Raw genomic sequence first — 17,771 nt, forward strand, 5'->3', positions numbered from 1 at the left:
GTCCTCATGACTCGAGATCGAATGCTGATCGCAGCGCCCTGGTCAACAACACTTCCTGAGCGGGCAAGAGAAATCCTCGATTCACCCCGAGTGCCGACACCGGGATGGTCGTCACCCCGTCGCAGTCGACAACCGATCCGTCCTCGACACCGTTGTCTTCGCCCAAACTCAGCTCGGTCGACAACCCCCGCCCCTCCGAACGAATGGGGGCAACAGTGACCGTCCCCAGATGAGGCCGAACCAATTCCCTCGTCAGAACCAACACCGGACAAAGACCTCCAAGCTGGGCGTCGTGAATCGGGCGCACTCAGTTCTTCTTCCCGTGCGCGGCAGCGATATTCACATCGCCGCCCGCGCCGTCAGACAGGATCTCCACGTCACGGACCGCCAACTGTCGCCGCTGCTCACGCTCCAACGCTCGAAGCACGACTTGGGCACGGCTTTTCGCGCGCCCACCGCTGACCTCGCTGTCGAGAAACGCCACGATGTCCTCGGGTAGCCGTACCGCGATCTGCGTACTCATAACCATCATGATACCGAATTGGGATGTAAACCGGTACCGGTTTACATCCATTCATCTCCTTGCAACCACCGCCCCTGACACTCCCGGTGCCGGGGACTGCCGGCCGAACGTCCGTGGGCTGTTCGGCCGGCAGTGCCCCGATTACCCGGTACCGTGCACTTCGGCGGCGAAAATGCCCCTCCCCATTTCGTGTGGCATCACCGGAAATCGACGCCCACGCGTCGGCAAGGTGATGTGCATCGGAGCGCAAGTCCGCGAACACGGTGGGCAATTCTTCGGTGCCGGTGCCGCAGCGCTGGGCGTACGCGATCATTGCGTCTGCTGCCCGCACAGCGCGGACGGGAGTTGTCGTGGATCTGCGACTCTTCGGTCCTGCTCGCACAAGGAACTCATCGCGCATGCTGCCGCCTACTGTCGACGGCTGCGACTGCATCGAATGTGTCTATTCCTTCCCAGACGCGTGCACGGTATTCGATCTTCGTTGTTTCGGACATTGTTGTGCCCCTTTCTTTTTCGGTTGAACTACACGGCGGGGGTGCTGTGCAGCGCGGCCAACAGGCCGGTCTGGACCTCGAGCGCGGACGACGGCGCACCATGTGCAAGGACGCTCGCGCTCGCGCTGTCGATGACGACGGACATGTGGGCGCGGTGACGCGAGAGCATCACACAGGCACGGCCCGCATCGAGGTTGAAAGGTTCGGCGGTCCGATATCCCGCCAACGGGTGCAGCACCACGACGGCAGGACGCTCGAGACCTTGCAATGAGTTGGCGGTGCCGACCAGTACGCCGGGGTACTCGCTCAGTAGGGCACGAATTGCCGCAGCCTGAGTCACGTGCGGGACCACCACGGCCACATCGGCGGCCGTCATTGCCCGCCTACCTGTGGTGGTGACCAGATCCGCTGCCAGTAGCTCTCGCACCCTCGCAGCGCATGCAGTCACCAAGGCAGGATCGGACGGGCCTGCGCAAGCTGTGATCGGGCGATGCGCCAATTCAGGCCACACAGTCCCGCTCGAATCGGTGAGGTGTTCCGGGGGACGCTTGGAGGTGAACGGCAAATCGGGGTAGAACAGTGGCGCGATCAGCGCTGTGGTGTCGGGTCCGAGTCGCCAGGTGTGCGCCAACCGCACCATCCCCACCGCATCGCCATGCGCAGCCAACAGTGCAATCGGGGCGGGTAGATCGGGTGCGGTTTCGCTTCCCTCCCAACGAGATACATCGCCGGTCACCACCGGGTCGATCTGGCCGGGATCGCCCACGCACACCACCTGTTTCGCCATGGCTCCCAGCGCTCCCAGATCGGCGTAAGTGCATTGCCACGACTCGTCCACGATCAACACGTCCGCACCGACTCGGTCCGGGTCCGAGAACAACCATCGCGCCGTCGTGCCGATCAGAATTGCACCGACGTCGCCCTGCCAGCGCACTTTCTGTCCCGAGACCACCGGTGTGTCGCCGCTGTCCGGTGCCGGCGGCGTCGCTTTCCACATCAAGGCGGCGCGATCGGTGAGTGTTCCCAACCGGCGTGCAATCTCCACCGCCTGTTCGCGGGTCTGCGCCGCGATCCCCACGCGCAGATCCGCCCGGTGCGCCAATGCCGCAGCGAGCAATGCAACCAAACGGGTCTTGCCTGCGCCGGGAGGGGACGGCACCACCACCGCAGGATCACCCGACCACACCGAGAACAGCACACGCGCTGTGATCGGGTCGGCCATGATCTCCGACCCCGGCCACCCCGTCAGTGACGGAGTTGGCGGGCGCGGCGACGGCGGGACCGGCCCGGAGGGGGCAGCGATATCCGACGGGACAGTAATGCGCATGACGAATCAAACCTTTCGTGAAAAAAGAAAAAAGTCTCTGAACTGGCTATTTACCTAAGGAAGGTATGCTGCCGGTGCTATTCCTTTGCGCCCGCTATGAGCACGTCCAACGGCACTTCACGCCGGGAAGGGACGGGCGTTTGCCCCGTCGAAAGCCAGGACCGCCGCCCTCGGTAGAGCCGCCAGTACCGGCCACGACCAGCGCGCATCGTGTGCGGCGACACCGCTTGCGGCATCAACACCACCGACGCGCCACTCGGCGGCGCATACATCCCCACCGAACCGAGTCCGAGCACCAACTTCCCGCCGACAACCTCGGTCGATGTGACCTCGGCAGTGAACTGCTCGAACGGACGCCGTCGCGGTGTACCGACCCACCCGGTGACAGCAGATCCAACCCGCAGCCGTGAATCCAGACGCTCACACGTCACCGACAGCGACCCACCCCGCCGACGTGAACCTTTCGGTGGCGGCGTCATCGATGCCACACCTACCGCGACGTGACCGGTGTGCAGTGCGCGCTCGCGCCACATCGGATCATCGAGCAAGGCTGATGACATCACATCTGCTGCGTCACAACGACTTCGCAGGCCCATCGCGGCGCTGGCCGTGTTGTCGGGACGTGACCAGTCGTGACCGTCCACCAGTGCGGACTGTGCCCGAGAAAACGAATAGGCGTCGTCTTCACCGATCGCAGCGAGCAGCGGCAACAACGGGCCACTGCCGATCGCACGCGCCCACTCGTGCATCCCGGCGACACTCTCGTCGGTGATCTGAAACCACTTTCGCCATACCCGCGCCGACCGCTGCGCTTCTGGGACCACTCCGAGCACGTAGCGGGCACTGGACGCTGCCGGAAGATTCACCGCCGCCGATGTGCCGGGATGATCCGCCCGATCTGCCCACCACCCCACCATCGCGGCGCTACCGGAGATGTTCGGGTCGCTGTGGTGAGCGTGCGTCCGCGCCAACCCCACCAGGGCCGGGATCGTGCCGGTGTCGTCGGTGAGCAACATCGCCGGGGTATCCGCCGCCAGTGTGCCGCCCAACCTGGCTAGCAACGCCAACCCTGCCTCGTCGCACGCGGTTTCCTCACCTCCACCCAACGCCGCAGCGGACACGCTCACACTGCCGCCGCGTACCGTCGCCCGCACCGCCAGCGCCGACGCTGACGGGGTGAACGTAGTGTGTGCGAGCCGAGCAGCCGGGCGCCCTGTTTCGGCGGCATAGAGACGCTGAGCCAGATCGAACCATTCCACGCTCACGACACGTCCTCCGCCTGCTCGCACGCCAGAACCACCGGATTCGCGGCGCACTCCCACCCCGCACGCAACGCCCGCGCCGCCGCATCCTCGCCGGTGCCGGCGACCACGCTCGCCACCTGAGCGGGCTCGTGACCGGTACCGGTCAACACCTGCTGCGCGTACCGCAACAGATCACCGCTCACCGCGTTCACGACGCACCGACCGGGATCTGCACACTCGACGCCCAGTCCGGGGTCCGTGCCAGTGCGGCGTCGTTGCCGATCACCGCGCACACCAGATGCGCCCGCGACGGCCGATCCGGCCACGGCGTATCCCCGTCCGTCAACACGATCACCACGTGCGGGGCAGGACGGGCCGCGTTCGCCGCGTCGATCCCGACGCGCATATCCGTACCGCCGCCGCCCACCAACACCACATCGGCCACCGACCGCACCGCCTGCGCAGACGTCGATTTCGCATCGCACGAGAGAATCCGTACCCGCTCCCGCGCTACACCGCCCGTCCGCAGTACACCCGCCACCTCACCCATCGCCGCCGACAGATCCGCCGCCGACATGGACCCCGACGTGTCGATCACAATCGACACCGTGATCGACGGACCCCGCATCGCCGGGGCCACGATCCCCGGCAGGCTGCGCCGCGACGGACGCGCATAGCTGTAGTTCGTCCGCCCCGACTGATCCGCCAATGCGCGCCGGATCACCGCGCGCAACACCCGATCCCACGCCGCGGTCGGCGGCGTGAGAACCTCACCCGCCCAGCGCGCCAACCCTTGCGGCGGCATCCCGCGCCCCTTCCCTTGCGCCGCCTGCACCGCCCGCGCCACATGACGGCGAACCAGATCTGCTTCCGCGTCGTCCAACCCGTCCGCGACCTCCCCCGCTGCCGCACCCAACTCCCCCGGCACCGGCGCGCACCCCGCACCGGACCCGCATCCCACATCATTCTCGTCTGGAAACTGTTGTCCCGTAGCCGGATCGATCAGGTGCGTGTAGTAGTCCTCTGCGATTCCGCCGTCCTCGCACCCGAACGATTGTGGAGTGATCACCCCGTCCGGTAACCCGACGCCCGCCGCCAGCAAGTCGTCGTTGATTTCCGCATCCGCCGCGTAATTCCACGCCACGTGCGCCGCCGGCTTCGGCAAGGACTGCCCCCGCACACCGTGCGCCCGCAGCAAGTGCCCGACCTCGTGCAACAACACCGCACCCGCCACCGGCACCGGCCACGCACCAACCCCTACCAACAACGCCGGATCTAGATACAGCCGCCACTGCGCATCCACCGCGAACGTGCCCAACCCCGGTGCAGCAACAGGCTGCGCCGCGAACAACGCCCTCATGAAATACGGCATCTGCTCGGCAGAAACCAGCCGCGCCAGGCGAAACGCCCGCAACTCATCCGGCGCAAGCGCCCGAACCCCGCTCATGCCGCCGCCTCCATCAGACCCGCAGCGGTCAACATCGGCGCGAACCGACGTGCAGACGCCGGGACAGTCGCCTTCGCCGGTCGCGCCTTCGCCAGCGTGCGCGCCGCCGCGCCCGCCACGTCCGGTGCGCCCGCATCCGCAGCCGCGATCAGCGGACCCCACGCACTGCGCCAGGCCTCCACCGTGCCGCGCCCCACCGCCCACGCCGTGACACCGGACAGCACCGCCCACACCAGATCAGGACGCGACTGCCAATCGAACGCCGAATCGGGATTCTCCACCACCGCAACCGGATCGGGCAGATCCGCGCTACATCGCCACTGAAAAGAACTCCACGCCCGCGCCCTCACCGATCAACCCGAACACCGCCGTGTTGATCGCCGCGTTGTCGTCCTCCCGCACATGCGGCAACACCGCCGCCAACATCGACCACGTACGACGCGACGGCCACGCGCCACCGGTCTGCGCCGCCGACGACGGAAAAGCATCCAACGCATCAGGATTGCGCTGCACAAAGCCGGTGATCGAACTGCGCACCAACACAGGCCCGCTGCTCATCGGTGGCAACCGCACGCGAGGCAGGCGGCGCACCCCACCCCGTCGACATACCGTCCAACCACTCATCCACAGACGGCGTGAACTCCACATGGCAGAACCGATTCGCCAACGGCGCTTCCAACTCGTACCCACCAGCAGCGCAATCCGGAGGATTCGCCCCCGCAATCACCCGAGTCCCCTTCGGCAACTGCACATCACCGACAGTCAGATCCAACGCCACCGCCAACATCGCCGCCTGCACAGCAGGCGGACTCGTCGTCAACTCATCCAGAAACAGATACCCACCACCACCGGCCACCAATTCCTTCGCCCACGCCGGAGCCTCCAACGTCACACCGTGCTCCCGCACCACCGGCAACCCAGCGAAATCCGACGGCTCACGCAACGACCCCAACACCGTCTTGCACAACACCCCATCCGCCGCAGCCAACCCACGCACCAAACTCGACTTGCCCATCCCCGGACCCGAAATCAACAACGACGGCACACCCGCCCGCCCATTCGCATCCAACACAGTCACAGCAGTAGCCAGATCAGCCATCAGAACACTCCAAAAAAATCGGCACGATGGTCAGTCGCGCACTCAACAGGACACCTCGAATTATACGGCCTGAACTGCGGAAATGACGGCTTCTGTGGCTCGAAATGGCCCTGCCCCTCGCCGTGCCGGGGGCGCGGCGAGGGAAGGCCGACCAGCCGGCCGGCCCTCTCCCCCCGTGTGACCAGATCGTGTCGTACACACCTGAGATAGTGCGGAGTTGCGAAACAACGCAGAATACGAGAAAGAGATTCACACATGCAGGTCGGCGATCATGTCCGGATCCACACAACCGGTAAGTCGGTGTTCTCCATCGTCGAGATCGATGAAGCCTCGGGAAAGGCCATCGTCGAATCCGTCACAGACGCACCGGGAAAGTACCCCTGGCCGACTGACTTGACCAACCTCGTCGCCGCTGGGAATCCGCAGGGCTGATAGAAAATGTGTCTCGATCACACATCAATAATTGGTCGATTTAGTGCTGTTATTGCCTTATATGGTCTCGAATGCGACCATATAAGGCATGGATGAGATGACGGTGCACGATGCTGCAGCTGCACTCTCGGTGACCGAACGGCAGGTCACCAGACTCGCTCGCGCCGGTTCCATCACCATCGCCCGCGAGGTGGGCAATTCTCTCCTGCTCAACAGTGCATCCGTCCACCGGATGGCCCAGAGCTCTCGCCGTCCCGGACGCCCGTGGAATCCTGAGGTTTCCTGGGCAGCCCTGGCCTTGTTGTCCCACTGCACAGTCGACTGGATCGCTTCTCCGACACAGATCACCCGACTCAAGCATCGTTTACGCCGGTCGTCCGCGGCAGAAGTGGCCTACCTCGCCAGAAACCGCGCCACCACACACCACATGGAGACCTGGGGGGAGGGCGACGTAGATGTCTTGATCAGGGGCGGCTACCTCGCCGCCACCGGTATCAGCGCGATCATTCACGTACCGGAAACAGCGGCGCGATTCGGACTGTCCTCCGCGAGAAACGACAAAGCCGACGGGTACATCGTCGACGACGACTTCGACGACGTCGTAGAACAATTCGGGATGCTCTCCCAAAACGGTGATGTCACCCTCCGGGTCGTTTCCGCCCTGAACCCATTCTTCCGTACATCAACGCTTCCGATCGCGGCCGTCGCCGTCGATCTGATGGAATCACTCGACACCCGCCAGCGCAGCGCCGGCACGCGCGTACTCCAGGAGCTACTCGATGACTTCCGTTGAACGTCCCGAGTGGACTGTTCAGGCGCCTGTCGGCGGGTGGGCTACACCGTGGCCGCAAGCCGCGGAGCTGGCCAACGCGATCCCGTCCGACCAATGGACACTGATCGGGGGGCTGATGGTGCAGCTGCACGCAGCGAAAGCAGGAGTGCCACTCAACCGACCTACCCTTGATGTCGACATCGTGCTGCACATAGAAACCGGCGCAGCCGTATTCAACGAAGTCAAGAAACAACTCGAGGATCTCGGCTACGAACTCCGCTGGTCGCTCCAGGACGACGACCCCATCCACCGGTTTACACGTGGAGGAGAAAAGGCCCCCGAGATAGTCGATGTGATGGTCGCCGACCATCTACCACCGAAGCATGTCCCGAAGCTGAAAGGGCACCCGGTCTTCCAGGTCCCAGGTGCCACATCTGCATTGCGGAAAACCGTGAACTGCACGATCGAAATTGACGGGGTACCAACCCGTTTGAGCCTGCCGACCGTTCTGGGGGCTCTGATCCTCAAGGGGGCAGCTTTCATCAGTGACCGCAAAGACACGCAACGCCATCTCGATGACGCTGCAATCCTCGCCAGTGCGATTGGCAATCCGATCGTCGAACGTGATGTGACGATGACGGAAAACGACCCCCGCAGACTCGAGAAACTCGCTGAGGCACTCGAAAACCCACAACACCGTTCGTGGCAACTCGTCCCGGAAGGGCGTCGAGATCGCGCGTACAGGGCGCTGATGACTATCGCTACCAGGCCCGAGAACCCCAGTTCAGGTACCGCGCAATAGCCGAGCGCCACGACAGAACTTAGCTCCAAGATCGTCTTCACTACTCACACAGTGAGCGAGAACGGCAGGTTGAGCGTGTGCCGGCGGAAACCGTGCATGTACGGCGGCCGCAGACCCGTGGGTCCTCGGCCACCGGTTGCCACCGCGGTTCCGTACAGGCATCCATCTGGGGTTGGCCGACCGAGGCTGCCATCAACATGGAGATGTCCTGCCGACCAGCCAAAAGACTCGTCGAGAGGCGCCACTTCCCACCGCAGAACTCGACCTTCGCCCTGACTACGTTTTTTTCCGATCGCGGCAATGCCTTGCAGGATCGCCATGATCCGGTCATCGTCTCCCACACATTGCCATGTCACGGTGTCGGTGCTCGTGACCAACAACGGCATGCTCCGCGACCGGTACGGGCCTTGCCTTTCCGAGACGACGCCTGGGAGATCTGCCACGAGGTCCCCGAGGGCCGCATGATCGGGGCGCCCCGTCCAGTAGCGCACCACTGGATGATCGACAGGTTTCTCGGGATACGCGCAAGTAGCTGCCCAGTGCCATAAGCCTCCGCCTGACAGTTCGCATCGAGCCAAGGGCAAATCGAGGTCTTCAGGGTCGACGTCGGCTGCCAGCGCAGTTACGACTTCTCCTCGATCGCGCTTGCCCGCCTTCTGGTCTGCCCATATTTCGGCGGCGAGCAGTCCGTCGAGGCTCACTCCCCACGGTGCGGCGTGCGCGATTCCGTGGGCGAGTCTCGCTTTCACCAGTAGCGGCCTCATCACCAGTTCGCCAGAACTTCCAGCGCGTCGTCTCGGACACTGCGCAGATGTTCGCGCCAGTCCACCGCAGATGCTGTGGTGCCGGCCGTCGTCGATCGTGTGGATTCGACGCGAACCATCCCGTGGCCGATCGACAATCGCCCACCGAGTCGTCCTGCTGCTGTGAATTCGGCGAGGACGTCTGTGAAGAAGGCGATCTGCAGATCGGTGGCTCGGGTGAGGCGGATCCAGGATTCGAAGGTGGTTCCCGCAGGTAAGGTCTCGACTTCGTAGCGCATCAGGTGTGAGCCGGTCGCCGGGCTCTCCGCGTCGGACTCTGCCGCGGCAGTTGATGGGAAGTCTGCGGTGTCCGAGTCGTCGAATCGGCTGTACCGCTCGATGCCCAGCAGCTCGAACTGGCTCAGTAACGGGAGCTTCGACGGTCTGGACATGATGTGTTCGGTCTCTTTGACCCTCGGTACGACTTTCCCGATCTGGGCGCGGCCCTTGATCATCGTGGAACTGCTGTTACCTCCGAAGACGCCGATCAGGGGGATGAGATTTCGTGCATGCTCGAGTCTGTTTCCGGAGAGGGGTTCGCCCTTGGTTTTTCGTAGGGCTCCTCCGCTGCGGAGGGTGTGGGCCGCCGGCAGCGACAGTGTGCCCTCGTAGTCGAGCACGTCGCGGAGGAGTTCCTCACCGATGCGTCGCAGTGTTCCGCGGAAGGAGTTGCCGGAGATGATCGGGACGAGCTCCCCCGTCCCGTCGGGCTGGATTACTTCTTCGCGGCGAAAGAGCGCCGTGGTTGTCGAGGTGCTGTCGTCTTTGTGCGAGATCGACGACAGTGCGTAGATGTCCAGATCCCAATGCACAGTGCTGGTCATGGTGATGTTTCTCCTGCGTTGTCGCGCTGCCGGCGGATGTGGGTTTGGGACTCTCGGTATGCCGTCGCGACGATCTGCGTTCGAAGCACCAGCGCCCGGGTCGATTCGCGCATGATTGTCAGCACTGGCTTCGGTGGTTCTCTCAGTAGTTGCGAGAGTTCGAGTCGCTGCGATGCGTTGGGTCGGGATTCGAGCTTCTCGGACACGATGCCCCACCATCGGTCGAGATCGGCGCCGCACCGGTAGGTGGCGAGCCGGACTCGATCGGGGAGGTGGTGTTCCCAGTAGACGGCTCGGCGGGATGCTACCCATCCGTTTTCCCAGTCGATTCCGTAGTGCAGCAGCAGAAGTAGCCGTTCAGCGGTTGAGTGAGCCCCGGTCAGTGCGGGTAGTTCGGGAACGGACGCAAGCCATTTGTCAGTGGAGGTTGCCATTACGGTTCCTTCCTGTTCGAGGAGGAGGCGCGTAGGCCGAGTTCCCACCATGGGGGTGCCGTGCGCCATCGATCAAGTTCTGCCCAGTCTTCGAGGAGTCCCGTCCACCGTGCGGCTGGAAGTCGGCGCATCATCGCGAATTGCGGTGCGCTCGCTGCCAGCATCCGCTCTCCGAAGCCGTCCGTGCGTAGTCGTCGCATCGCAGCGAGAGTGCGTACATCATGTTTGGTCCAGGACAACGAGATGTCGTCGACACTAATTTCGCCCCACCGCGCATGAGGGAGGAGGTGTTTGCGACGCATACCCACTGGCACGACGAGCGCGTGCGCCGAGGTTAGCGGTTTCTGCAGGCGCGCTCCGAGTTGTCTCGAAGTCAGCGTTTTCAGCGTGGGTGGGCACGCTCCCACCAATTGGATGTTCAGACGCAGTGCTGGGGTGCGGTAGACCCACGCGCAGACCTGGCACATCCCTTGCGCTGCGGGCGAGGACCATCCGTCGAAGGCAGTAAAGGTGCGTGAAACGACGGAGCTGACAGAGATATTGCCGGTACTCTCTCGCCCGCAGCGGGCGCAGAGGCCACCGCAGCGGCGACCTTCGACAGGTGGGGGATCAACTGCCCTGTGTGCGGCGGTGCACACGTCTTCGATGCTCACAGCGTTCGCGTCGGTCATGCAAGCAAGCTATCTGCGGCACATGACATTACGAACACCGCACACATTACGGCAGTGGATGATCAACAGCTGTCGAGGCCGCCGGCTTCGTTGTTCGTTATGCGGGTCCCTTGTTCACGAAATCGTCGGCGAGATCCGCCGCGAGTTCGAGGTACGCACGTTCGGTCTTCTTGCTCAGCAGCGGCAGGTCGATCGGGCCACCTTCTCCGAGGTGTTCGTCGAACGGAATGATGCGGACTGCCCGTACGCCTTGCTGACGGAAAACGTCTTCGAGCTGACTCAGGTCGAGAGAAGACGATCCCGGCCGTGTCGAATTGACCACCACCACTGCCTTTTCCACCAGACGTTGATGTCCTTGCTCGTTGAGCCACGCCAAGGTGGAGACAGCCGACCGTGCGCCGTCCTGGGCGGTGGGGCTGACAACAACTACTGCATCGGCCTCGTCGAGGATTCCCTTCATCGCCGAATGCATCATGCCGGTTCCGCAATCGGTGATGATGATGTTGTAGTGCACCTCCAACGTCTTGAGTGCGTCGAGATAGTCCTGCTCGTTGAAGGCTTCGGAGGTCGCCGGATCTGTTTCGTTGGCGAGGATCTCCAGGCGGCTGTCACCCTGAGAGGTGTAGTGCCTCACATCGCTGTAGGTGCGGATCTGATGATCCGCCAGCAGGTCTCGGACGGTGTATCGGTGCTCGCGATGTTCCCGATCGGCAAGGGTTCCGGCGTCCGGGTTGGCGTCGATCGCGATGACGCGATCGCCTCGCAGCGAGGCGAACGTCGACCCCACGGTTTTCGCTGCAGTGGTTTTTCCCACCCCTCCTTTGAGAGAAACGAAAGCGATTTTGTAGACACCTCGCGACGGCTGATTGATCCGCTTGACCAATTCGAGGTACTCGAGCTCTGCCTGCGACTGACCCGGGTTGACCTTGCCCCCTGTCAATTTGAACAGGAAGCGGCGGAAACCTTTCGCCGGCGGGCGCTTCGCACGACGAATGATGTCGAGGTCGTCGATAGTGCGCTTGGGCGGCGTAGAGGAACGGAAATCCGATGCAATTCCGGCGTTGACCTGGCGCGGTCGGCTGTTTTGCCATTGAGGCGGTGCACCGTTGTGGGGTTGTTGCTGCCCCTGCGGATTTTCTACTGGTACGGAACTCACTTGCCCTGCCGATGGAACGGACGGACGGGGGTCGATCTGTGCGTTTTCGGCTTGCTGATGCTGGGGGTAGGAAAGCGGGTTGAGGGGCTGTGGGACAGAAGTGCTGTCTCCCGGGGAACCGTACGACCCTCGACTGTCTGCGCCGGCGCCTTGCGCGGGAAAAGTTGTCGTAGGCAGATCCCATGCCGGAGTCGACACGGCAGGGGGCTTGGGCGCAGTCGGTGTGGCAGACGGCGCTGCTGGCTGCGCACTCGCCGGCGGGTTGGATGGCACCGCACCCCGAACATTTGTGCCCCGCGACGAACTCGGCTGGACCGGCTGCGAGTGTGCAACAGTCGCTTCCTGGTTCAACGTGGAGTCGACATAGCGAGTGCGCGGAGGGCTCATCGGGGCTGTCTCCTGCGTTTCCTGGACACCCCCGCCGTGACGAATTGGATCGACCGCGGGCGGTTGCGTCTCCCCCTGGTTTGTGTCCGGAGGGGCGATCGGCTGCCAGCTATCGTTCGCCACCGGGGATCCTGATTCGATGGCGTGCGAGGGACCTGAGGGCGCGGACGGCTGCACTTGAGGTGCGACGCGGACCTGAGGTCGCTCGTGCTGAGGTGATGCGTGACTGGTTGCGCGGTCGTCAGGGCGTACTTGATGATGACTGTCTGTGTCCGGCGCCTTCTCACCGTTATCTGCGCTGGCATCGAGCCACGGTGGCAATTCCGGATTGCGATTACCCTGTTCACTAGGCATGGTCCCCCACTTTCGTCGAAATTCGTTTTGGACGATTTCCGCGAACGTATCACCGAGTAGATACACGACGAACAGGTCAATACCTGCCGCGGGCTCTGAGATTCGTTCACAAATACACGTTCGCTCTGAGATGCATAGCGTCGATACAGTTGAAAGTCTCACGAAAGGACCCATGATGACCGCAACGCCGGATGGCCTGAATATGGCTGTTCTCAACAGCTTTCGTCCGGCGCGGCACGATCTGGCGTCAATACGGACAAGAATCGCTGCGCACCTGGAAGACAATGACGGCTATGTCGCATTCTCCGGCGGCAAGGATTCTCTCGTTGTGCTCCACCTCGCACTTTCGGTGGAGCCGAATGTTCCCGTCGTCTTCTTCGACTCGGGAGCGGAGTTTCCCGAGACGTACGAATTCGTGCAACAGATCGCGCAGGAATGGAAGTTGAACTTTCAGGTTTATGCGGCAGAGCCGTCGCTCCTGGAAATCCTCGCCAGCGACGGCGGTTGGCAGCACGGCAGCCGTGCAGGTGACCACTCGCCGTCCGCTTCTTTGCAGGACGCGTTGATTGCGGAGCCTTCTCGGCGCGCGCACACCGACCACGGTCCAGGCGAGATGTGGGGTGTGCGCGCGGACGAATCTGCTAAAGGCACTGGTAGATGGTCTCTTTATTACAGCAATCTCGCGCTCGAAATTGAACGAAGTTGCCGATCATGTTGTGCCACTAAAGCCGAACAACGCCGGGCTCATGGAGGATCGATTGCGCGCGCGGACAAAACACGCGCGTACGGGCCGGTGTGGGATTGGACCCGCGACGATGTCTGGGGGTATATCGCTCGACGTGAACTTCCTGCCAACCCGATCTACGACAAAATGCGTGGTCTCGGCGTTTCAGAAGCAAATTTGCGGGTCAGTCATCTCGTGGACGGTCATTTCCTCGAACAAGGTCGGGCTACGTGGTTACGGCGGGGATGGCCGACGTTGTTCGAGGAAATCGCGGATGTCCTTCCTCGCATCCGCGAGTACGTCTAATTGCCTGCGCATGTGATCTATTCGCCGATCTGGAACGAGTTTTGGGCCGCATCAGTGCATTGGAGATAGGACTCCGCGTGGGATCGGCCGTCCACATACGGCCAGTTGCAGTGCCACCCGTCGATTGTTGCGAACCGCCCCTGACCTTCACTCGCCACCGACGCATCGTTGAGGTATCGCTCACTGACTGCCAATGCGGTCGCGCACTCGATGGACCCGGTTAGGACGATTACCGGCTGAACAGCGCCTGTCTCGTGGGGGATGACTGTCCCGCATGTGTCGCCGGCCGATGCGGCTACAGGCGATGAAATTTCGGGCTGAACTGGTGACGCGATACCGGGCTGTGTCGGGGAAGGATCGAGGGTTCCGTCTGTGATCCCCGCTTGTCCTCGGGCAGACGTCGCACCAGCCTGGCCCGGCGCTGCGGTAGAGGTTGACGAGCGGGATGCTTCGCTGGCGGTTCTTGCCGCTGACGACTCGCTCTCGGATCCCGAATCAGTGCACCCTGCGACTGCAGCCACAATCATTGCTGCTATCGCGATGGTGCAGCGTCTGGTGGAATGTCGCTTCATCAGTACCTTCTCCGTTGCGCTTGATTACTTTGTGCACGTGGACTTTTCAGTTGCATTCTGACTGTCTCTGCAGTTAAGATCTGGGCACTGAGATTGCACAGTGAGAGTCGGAGGCATCACCTTTTAGGTGACCTCCGATTTTTCTTTTCGCCAACAACGTCATTGTTGTCGGCGTCCGCGGTCGACAGATCCTCCGAAGCCGATTCAACGATGTTGAACGTCGACTTGCCAGCCAAAATGTCGGGGTGCATAAATATTTCGGGGCGGCCTTGTGCGTCGGTGTAACCCATGATCAGCTTCTTTCTAAGTCGTGTCGGGCGTTGTGATCTCGCGTAGTTGCACGACGATTCGTTCGCCGGGCGGCAGACCGGGTCGTTCGTACGGCGCGTTGTGCACAGCGACTACTTCGACATGCATTCCTCGAGGAAGCACGTGCGAGGTGTTGTTCCCGCTGTCAGACTGGCCGAGGTACATGCCACGGCTCGTTTCGATCTCGAAGGCAACGTCGTTGGGGCCTCGATGAGCGTCCAGTTCGTGAAGCGTGTGTGTGCCGGCTGTGAAGCGGTCAAAAGAAATCACTGCCCCTGGTTGCAAATTCGATGGCCAATCATGCTGTCCGGCCACTGGATGAGGCATGGTGACTTCGGTGTAGACCAGATGGCCTCGCCCTGTTTTCGATTCCGCAGATTGGATCGCACGGTCGATTCGCTGGACCTCTTTTCGTTGTTTGTCGTCGAGCATGACCGCGTCGCCGTTAACTCTCGACAGGGCGGCGTTCGTCGACTCCCATGTCTTCGGGTCAGACACCAACGCGTGTAACGCGCGGTGTTGTGTCCCCGGCATCGCGTCGAGAACAGCACGTTTGGCCACCGAGCGCGCTTTGCGTTGTCTCGAACTCAAGTTCTTGCGGAGTTCGATCTCGCCAGGCAAGTTTCGGCGCAATCGTGCATCGGTGATCGGGGCGGTGCCCGGGCGAGGAAAAGCACGATTGAGATCCTTGGAAGCTCGGGTCAGACTCATACCTTCGGTTGCCGAGTCAAGGTTCCGAGCGGATGCTCTTTCCTTCTCTCGCTCCGCATATCGCTCCTCGGGAATGACAAGAGCTTGCTTTTTCGTCGCCACATTCGAGTTTCCGCCGTCGACGTCCACGACACCGGATACGCCGTCTGGGCTCGATCTGGTGTAACTGCGAGACATAAGCGGGGTCTACTTCCTCGAATGGGGTCCGATCACGCAGTTTTGCGGTGCGGAGTGGGGACTTGAGTTCCCAACGTCATCGCAGTGTCGAGGACATCGGAGATGTTCCGGCTGATTCTTCCGCACACCACACATTGGGCGGGGAGATGTTGAGTGAGCAATTCCACGAAATGGATGTGGCACACCAGGTGCGGACTCGGGGTCCATCCGGCGCAGCAGTCTCTCAATGTGAGAGCCCACTGCGCCGGCCGGACGTAAGTCACCTCGACGCCAGCTTGCTTTTCGAGCTCGCAGCTGGTGCAGGCAGGGAGGACACGTACAACCGAATCGATGTCGAGCGGCGAGTTGTGGTCCATCGTGAACTCCTCTGTTCTGCAAAGCTGGCAGGCGATTTAGTCGTTGTGATCGGTACCGCTGGGCTGTTCACCGGTATGACTCGGCGGGGTGGCCGGCTGCGGTGTTTCGGCAGCGGCCGGCTTCTGCCGGCGCGGTTTCTTCTTCTTCGGCGCCGAATAGCCCATCTCTGTAAGTTCACGTGCGGTCCAGCCACCCGAAACGGCTGTGTCGTATGCGGTTTTGATCTTCTCTTCCGCATCTGCGTGTTCTGCGTCGAGCACGTCGAGTTCCTGGGCATGCTTGGCAAGAAGAACCTCGCGCTGATCAAGTATCTCCTGCGCAGAGGCCTGCGCCTCACCAATTGCGCCGACAAGCGATACCCGCGCCTGAAGCGCCTTGTGGGCCAGGGCCTCAGCACTCTTGCGTGCTGTGTCCACGGCCTTCTTGTTGGTCGGTGTGGGGCTCATCTGTCATTTCTCCTTGGTTATCGCCGGATCCAGTCCGCACGCAAGTGAAGCGCTGTGGAGGTCACCGGTGGTGACGCTCAGCGCGTAGTCGCGGGCGACTGTCAAATAGCGTGCCGCATACTCGCATCCGTACGCAGCATTGGGGGGCATCCATTCATCGAGCCCTTTGTCGGATTTCTTACCGTTCGTGGATCCGTCCACGGCCATCAGGTTGCGGTCGATGTCGTTGGCAAACTGGATTCGTTTATCGACAGTCCACTTCGAAGCACCCATTTTCCATGCTCGGGCAAGGGGATACACGTGTAATCCGTAGCTAGTAGTTAGTGCCGTTGACATCATCCTGAGCTTCCTTCCACAGATTCGGGACATGTGGGCGACGGTGTTATCTGCAGGTAGCGAAGTACGCCGATGACACCGCAGACACGCGCCGTTCGGGTGCCTCGAATTAGGCAGCGCCGGGCGTAGCTTCGACTTCAGACGAACGGGAGCGGGCTGATGGCTACAGCGCAACGTGTCACTCTCAACGACGGTACAACGACCTGGACGGTGATCGACAGATCGTTCGGTCTCGTTGAGCCGGTCGAGGCCTACCTCGAGTACGGGCGGCAAATCGACTTCCGGCCGAACACCACCCGCGCCTACGCACAGAGCCTGGCCCAGTGGTGGTCGTTCCTGGAAGTGACCGGCACGTCGTGGGATGCGGTGAAGCTGCACGACTTCGGCGACTTCATCTCGGCCCTGCGCTACGGCGAGCAGGACTCGCCGATCCGCGAACTCCGCCCCCGACCGACGCTCAGCGACAGCACGGTGAATCTCCGCATGCGCGCAGTGATGAGTTTCTACCGCTACCAAGCCGACAGCGGAACAGACGCTGCGCCGTTCCTGTGGAAGCAAGCCCACGTCCGATCCGGCCGCTACCTCTCGTTCCTCGAGCACGTGGCCAGGCGAGCGCCACAGAAGCGCGCCGCCATCCGAATCCGCGCCGCCCGCAAGGCCATCCCGGTTCTGGCGCCGACCACGATCGACGCCCTCCAAGGCGCCGAGGCCACCTACGACCCAACACTCGAGGAGTGGAGAGGTGACCTGCGATATCGGTTCCTGTGGGCAGTCCTGGCGGAATCGGGCATGCGGATCGGCGAAGCCCTCTCGTTGGAGCACCGCGACTGGAACACCGGGATCGGCGGCAAGAGCGCCCGGGTCGCGATCGTGAGCAGGCCACACCCGTACGGCCTGTCCGCCAAGTCCGGGGAACGCGAGGTCCACATCGGGTCGCGGCTCGACCGGCTCTACGCCGACTACATTCGTAGTCTATTCGGATCTGCCATCGCCTCGAAGCGGTTGCGCCACAAGTCGATGTCGCATCCGGAGAAGAGGCCGGGTTCAGTCTGCGCATAGGTCTG

At 62.5% G+C, this 17,771-nt stretch carries 21 protein-coding genes and 1 pseudogene; 5 read left to right on the top strand and 17 right to left on the bottom strand.

The features are described from left to right. Positions 1–4 precede the first annotated feature (4 nt). The 7 genes and pseudogenes from QRN54_RS25540 to QRN54_RS25570 form a co-directional block, all read right to left on the bottom strand. Positions 5–307, bottom strand: coding sequence for a type II toxin-antitoxin system PemK/MazF family toxin (locus QRN54_RS25540; RefSeq protein WP_285183380.1), 303 nt, complete (start codon positions 305–307; stop codon positions 5–7). Further along, complete coding sequence (locus QRN54_RS25545) at positions 308–523, bottom strand: hypothetical protein (protein WP_047270442.1); 216 nt, start codon at positions 521–523, stop codon at positions 308–310. Positions 524–1,045: 522 nt separating this feature from the next. Continuing rightward, on the bottom strand, positions 1,046–2,344 hold the full coding sequence (locus tag QRN54_RS25550) for an AAA family ATPase (RefSeq protein WP_285183381.1): 1,299 nt from the start codon (positions 2,342–2,344) through the stop codon (positions 1,046–1,048). A gap of 77 nt (positions 2,345–2,421) precedes the next feature. Continuing rightward, the gene (locus QRN54_RS25555; RefSeq protein ID WP_285183382.1) at positions 2,422–3,609 is read right to left on the bottom strand and encodes a hypothetical protein; all 1,188 of its coding nucleotides are present in this window, start codon (positions 3,607–3,609) and stop codon (positions 2,422–2,424) included. Further along, positions 3,606–3,800: a hypothetical protein gene (locus tag QRN54_RS25560; RefSeq protein WP_230691639.1), complete on the bottom strand. Its 195-nt coding sequence runs from the start codon at positions 3,798–3,800 to the stop codon at positions 3,606–3,608. The genes QRN54_RS25555 and QRN54_RS25560 overlap by 4 nt, the downstream gene beginning before the upstream one ends. After that, the gene (locus QRN54_RS25565) at positions 3,797–5,035 is read right to left on the bottom strand and encodes a vWA domain-containing protein (RefSeq protein ID WP_285183384.1); all 1,239 of its coding nucleotides are present in this window, start codon (positions 5,033–5,035) and stop codon (positions 3,797–3,799) included. Before QRN54_RS25565 ends, QRN54_RS25560 begins: the two co-directional genes overlap by 4 nt. Further along, a pseudogene (locus tag QRN54_RS25570) lies at positions 5,032–6,134 on the bottom strand (ATP-binding protein). The gene QRN54_RS25565 and the pseudogene QRN54_RS25570 overlap by 4 nt, the downstream one beginning before the upstream one ends. Positions 6,135–6,389: 255 nt before the next feature. On the opposite strand from QRN54_RS25570, the gene QRN54_RS25575 reads away from it, so the two are divergent. From QRN54_RS25575 to QRN54_RS25585, 3 genes are all read left to right on the top strand, one after another. Further along, a complete protein-coding gene (locus QRN54_RS25575) occupies positions 6,390–6,566 on the top strand; it encodes a hypothetical protein (RefSeq protein ID WP_190287621.1) in 177 nt (58 codons plus the stop codon). 88 nt (positions 6,567–6,654) lie between these two features. Then, positions 6,655–7,359, top strand: a complete 705-nt coding sequence (locus QRN54_RS25580; RefSeq protein ID WP_047270875.1) for a hypothetical protein — start codon at positions 6,655–6,657, stop codon at positions 7,357–7,359. After that, complete coding sequence (locus QRN54_RS25585) at positions 7,346–8,140, top strand: hypothetical protein (protein WP_047270873.1); 795 nt, start codon at positions 7,346–7,348, stop codon at positions 8,138–8,140. The genes QRN54_RS25580 and QRN54_RS25585 overlap by 14 nt, the downstream gene beginning before the upstream one ends. Before the next feature lie 44 nt (positions 8,141–8,184). Here QRN54_RS25585 and QRN54_RS25590 read toward each other — a convergent pair whose 3' ends face one another. The 5 genes from QRN54_RS25590 to QRN54_RS25610 all read right to left on the bottom strand — a co-directional run bounded on the left by QRN54_RS25590 (position 8,185) and on the right by QRN54_RS25610 (position 12,028). Beyond that, positions 8,185–8,904 carry a Csf3-related protein gene (locus tag QRN54_RS25590; protein WP_047270870.1) on the bottom strand — a complete coding sequence of 240 codons (720 nt, stop codon included), beginning with the start codon at positions 8,902–8,904 and terminating at the stop codon, positions 8,185–8,187. Further along, positions 8,904–9,767 carry an RAMP superfamily CRISPR-associated protein gene (locus tag QRN54_RS25595; protein WP_047270868.1) on the bottom strand — a complete coding sequence of 288 codons (864 nt, stop codon included), beginning with the start codon at positions 9,765–9,767 and terminating at the stop codon, positions 8,904–8,906. The genes QRN54_RS25590 and QRN54_RS25595 overlap by 1 nt, the downstream gene beginning before the upstream one ends. Beyond that, positions 9,764–10,201, bottom strand: a complete 438-nt coding sequence (locus QRN54_RS25600; protein ID WP_042953726.1) for a hypothetical protein — start codon at positions 10,199–10,201, stop codon at positions 9,764–9,766. The genes QRN54_RS25595 and QRN54_RS25600 overlap by 4 nt, the downstream gene beginning before the upstream one ends. Then, positions 10,201–10,872, bottom strand: coding sequence for a hypothetical protein (locus QRN54_RS25605; protein ID WP_209923528.1), 672 nt, complete (start codon positions 10,870–10,872; stop codon positions 10,201–10,203). The genes QRN54_RS25600 and QRN54_RS25605 overlap by 1 nt, the downstream gene beginning before the upstream one ends. 97 nt (positions 10,873–10,969) lie before the next feature. Next, a complete protein-coding gene (locus QRN54_RS25610) occupies positions 10,970–12,028 on the bottom strand; it encodes a MinD/ParA family ATP-binding protein (RefSeq protein ID WP_223304552.1) in 1,059 nt (352 codons plus the stop codon). A gap of 913 nt (positions 12,029–12,941) precedes the next feature. Between QRN54_RS25610 and QRN54_RS25615 the strand changes: the two genes are divergently transcribed. Continuing rightward, positions 12,942–13,799 (top strand): phosphoadenosine phosphosulfate reductase domain-containing protein, encoded by an 858-nt coding sequence (locus QRN54_RS25615; protein ID WP_378374843.1) that lies wholly within the window; start codon positions 12,942–12,944, stop codon positions 13,797–13,799. Positions 13,800–14,487: 688 nt separating this feature from the next. Here the strand turns inward: QRN54_RS25615 and QRN54_RS25620 are convergent. Genes QRN54_RS25620 through QRN54_RS25640 form a run of 5 tightly spaced genes read right to left on the bottom strand, consistent with a single transcriptional unit; the run spans position 14,488 to position 16,740 of the window. After that, positions 14,488–14,661 carry a hypothetical protein gene (locus QRN54_RS25620; RefSeq protein ID WP_155419214.1) on the bottom strand — a complete coding sequence of 58 codons (174 nt, stop codon included), beginning with the start codon at positions 14,659–14,661 and terminating at the stop codon, positions 14,488–14,490. 13 nt (positions 14,662–14,674) lie between these two features. Next, positions 14,675–15,568, bottom strand: a complete 894-nt coding sequence (locus QRN54_RS25625; protein ID WP_047270861.1) for a hypothetical protein — start codon at positions 15,566–15,568, stop codon at positions 14,675–14,677. 32 nt (positions 15,569–15,600) lie between these two features. After that, a complete protein-coding gene (locus QRN54_RS25630) occupies positions 15,601–15,924 on the bottom strand; it encodes a hypothetical protein (RefSeq protein WP_052959937.1) in 324 nt (107 codons plus the stop codon). Between the two features lie 36 nt (positions 15,925–15,960). Then, the gene (locus QRN54_RS25635; protein ID WP_047270859.1) at positions 15,961–16,371 is read right to left on the bottom strand and encodes a hypothetical protein; all 411 of its coding nucleotides are present in this window, start codon (positions 16,369–16,371) and stop codon (positions 15,961–15,963) included. A 3-nt stretch (positions 16,372–16,374) separates the two neighbouring features. Further along, positions 16,375–16,740 carry an HNH endonuclease family protein gene (locus QRN54_RS25640; protein WP_080961204.1) on the bottom strand — a complete coding sequence of 122 codons (366 nt, stop codon included), beginning with the start codon at positions 16,738–16,740 and terminating at the stop codon, positions 16,375–16,377. 126 nt (positions 16,741–16,866) lie between these two features. On the opposite strand from QRN54_RS25640, the gene QRN54_RS25645 reads away from it, so the two are divergent. Next, entirely contained in the window at positions 16,867–17,766 is a 900-nt protein-coding gene (locus tag QRN54_RS25645) for a site-specific integrase (RefSeq protein ID WP_285183387.1), read from the top strand. Positions 17,767–17,771 lie beyond the last annotated feature (5 nt).

Origin of the sequence: Rhodococcus sp. MEB032 (assembly GCF_030208925.1) — a bacterium.
GTDB classification, from domain to species: domain Bacteria; phylum Actinomycetota; class Actinomycetes; order Mycobacteriales; family Mycobacteriaceae; genus Rhodococcus_F; species Rhodococcus_F qingshengii.

Bases quoted from the DNA above. Each gene is read 5' to 3' on its own strand.
- QRN54_RS25545 (WP_047270442.1), bottom strand. From the start codon at position 523: ATGAGTACGCAGATCGCGGTACGGCTACCCGAGGACATCGTGGCGTTT.
- QRN54_RS25550 (WP_285183381.1), bottom strand. From the start codon at position 2,344: ATGCGCATTACTGTCCCGTCGGATATCGCTGCCCCCTCCGGGCCGGTC.
- QRN54_RS25565 (WP_285183384.1), bottom strand. From the start codon at position 5,035: ATGAGCGGGGTTCGGGCGCTTGCGCCGGATGAGTTGCGGGCGTTTCGC.
- QRN54_RS25575 (WP_190287621.1), top strand. From the start codon at position 6,390: ATGCAGGTCGGCGATCATGTCCGGATCCACACAACCGGTAAGTCGGTG.
- QRN54_RS25580 (WP_047270875.1), top strand. From the start codon at position 6,655: ATGGATGAGATGACGGTGCACGATGCTGCAGCTGCACTCTCGGTGACC.
- QRN54_RS25585 (WP_047270873.1), top strand. From the start codon at position 7,346: ATGACTTCCGTTGAACGTCCCGAGTGGACTGTTCAGGCGCCTGTCGGC.
- QRN54_RS25590 (WP_047270870.1), bottom strand. From the start codon at position 8,904: ATGAGGCCGCTACTGGTGAAAGCGAGACTCGCCCACGGAATCGCGCAC.
- QRN54_RS25595 (WP_047270868.1), bottom strand. From the start codon at position 9,767: ATGACCAGCACTGTGCATTGGGATCTGGACATCTACGCACTGTCGTCG.
- QRN54_RS25600 (WP_042953726.1), bottom strand. From the start codon at position 10,201: ATGGCAACCTCCACTGACAAATGGCTTGCGTCCGTTCCCGAACTACCC.
- QRN54_RS25605 (WP_209923528.1), bottom strand. From the start codon at position 10,872: ATGACCGACGCGAACGCTGTGAGCATCGAAGACGTGTGCACCGCCGCA.
- QRN54_RS25615 (WP_378374843.1), top strand. From the start codon at position 12,942: ATGATGACCGCAACGCCGGATGGCCTGAATATGGCTGTTCTCAACAGC.
- QRN54_RS25620 (WP_155419214.1), bottom strand. From the start codon at position 14,661: ATGGGTTACACCGACGCACAAGGCCGCCCCGAAATATTTATGCACCCC.
- QRN54_RS25625 (WP_047270861.1), bottom strand. From the start codon at position 15,568: ATGTCTCGCAGTTACACCAGATCGAGCCCAGACGGCGTATCCGGTGTC.
- QRN54_RS25630 (WP_052959937.1), bottom strand. From the start codon at position 15,924: ATGGACCACAACTCGCCGCTCGACATCGATTCGGTTGTACGTGTCCTC.
- QRN54_RS25635 (WP_047270859.1), bottom strand. From the start codon at position 16,371: ATGAGCCCCACACCGACCAACAAGAAGGCCGTGGACACAGCACGCAAG.
- QRN54_RS25640 (WP_080961204.1), bottom strand. From the start codon at position 16,740: ATGTCCCGAATCTGTGGAAGGAAGCTCAGGATGATGTCAACGGCACTA.
- QRN54_RS25645 (WP_285183387.1), top strand. From the start codon at position 16,867: ATGGCTACAGCGCAACGTGTCACTCTCAACGACGGTACAACGACCTGG.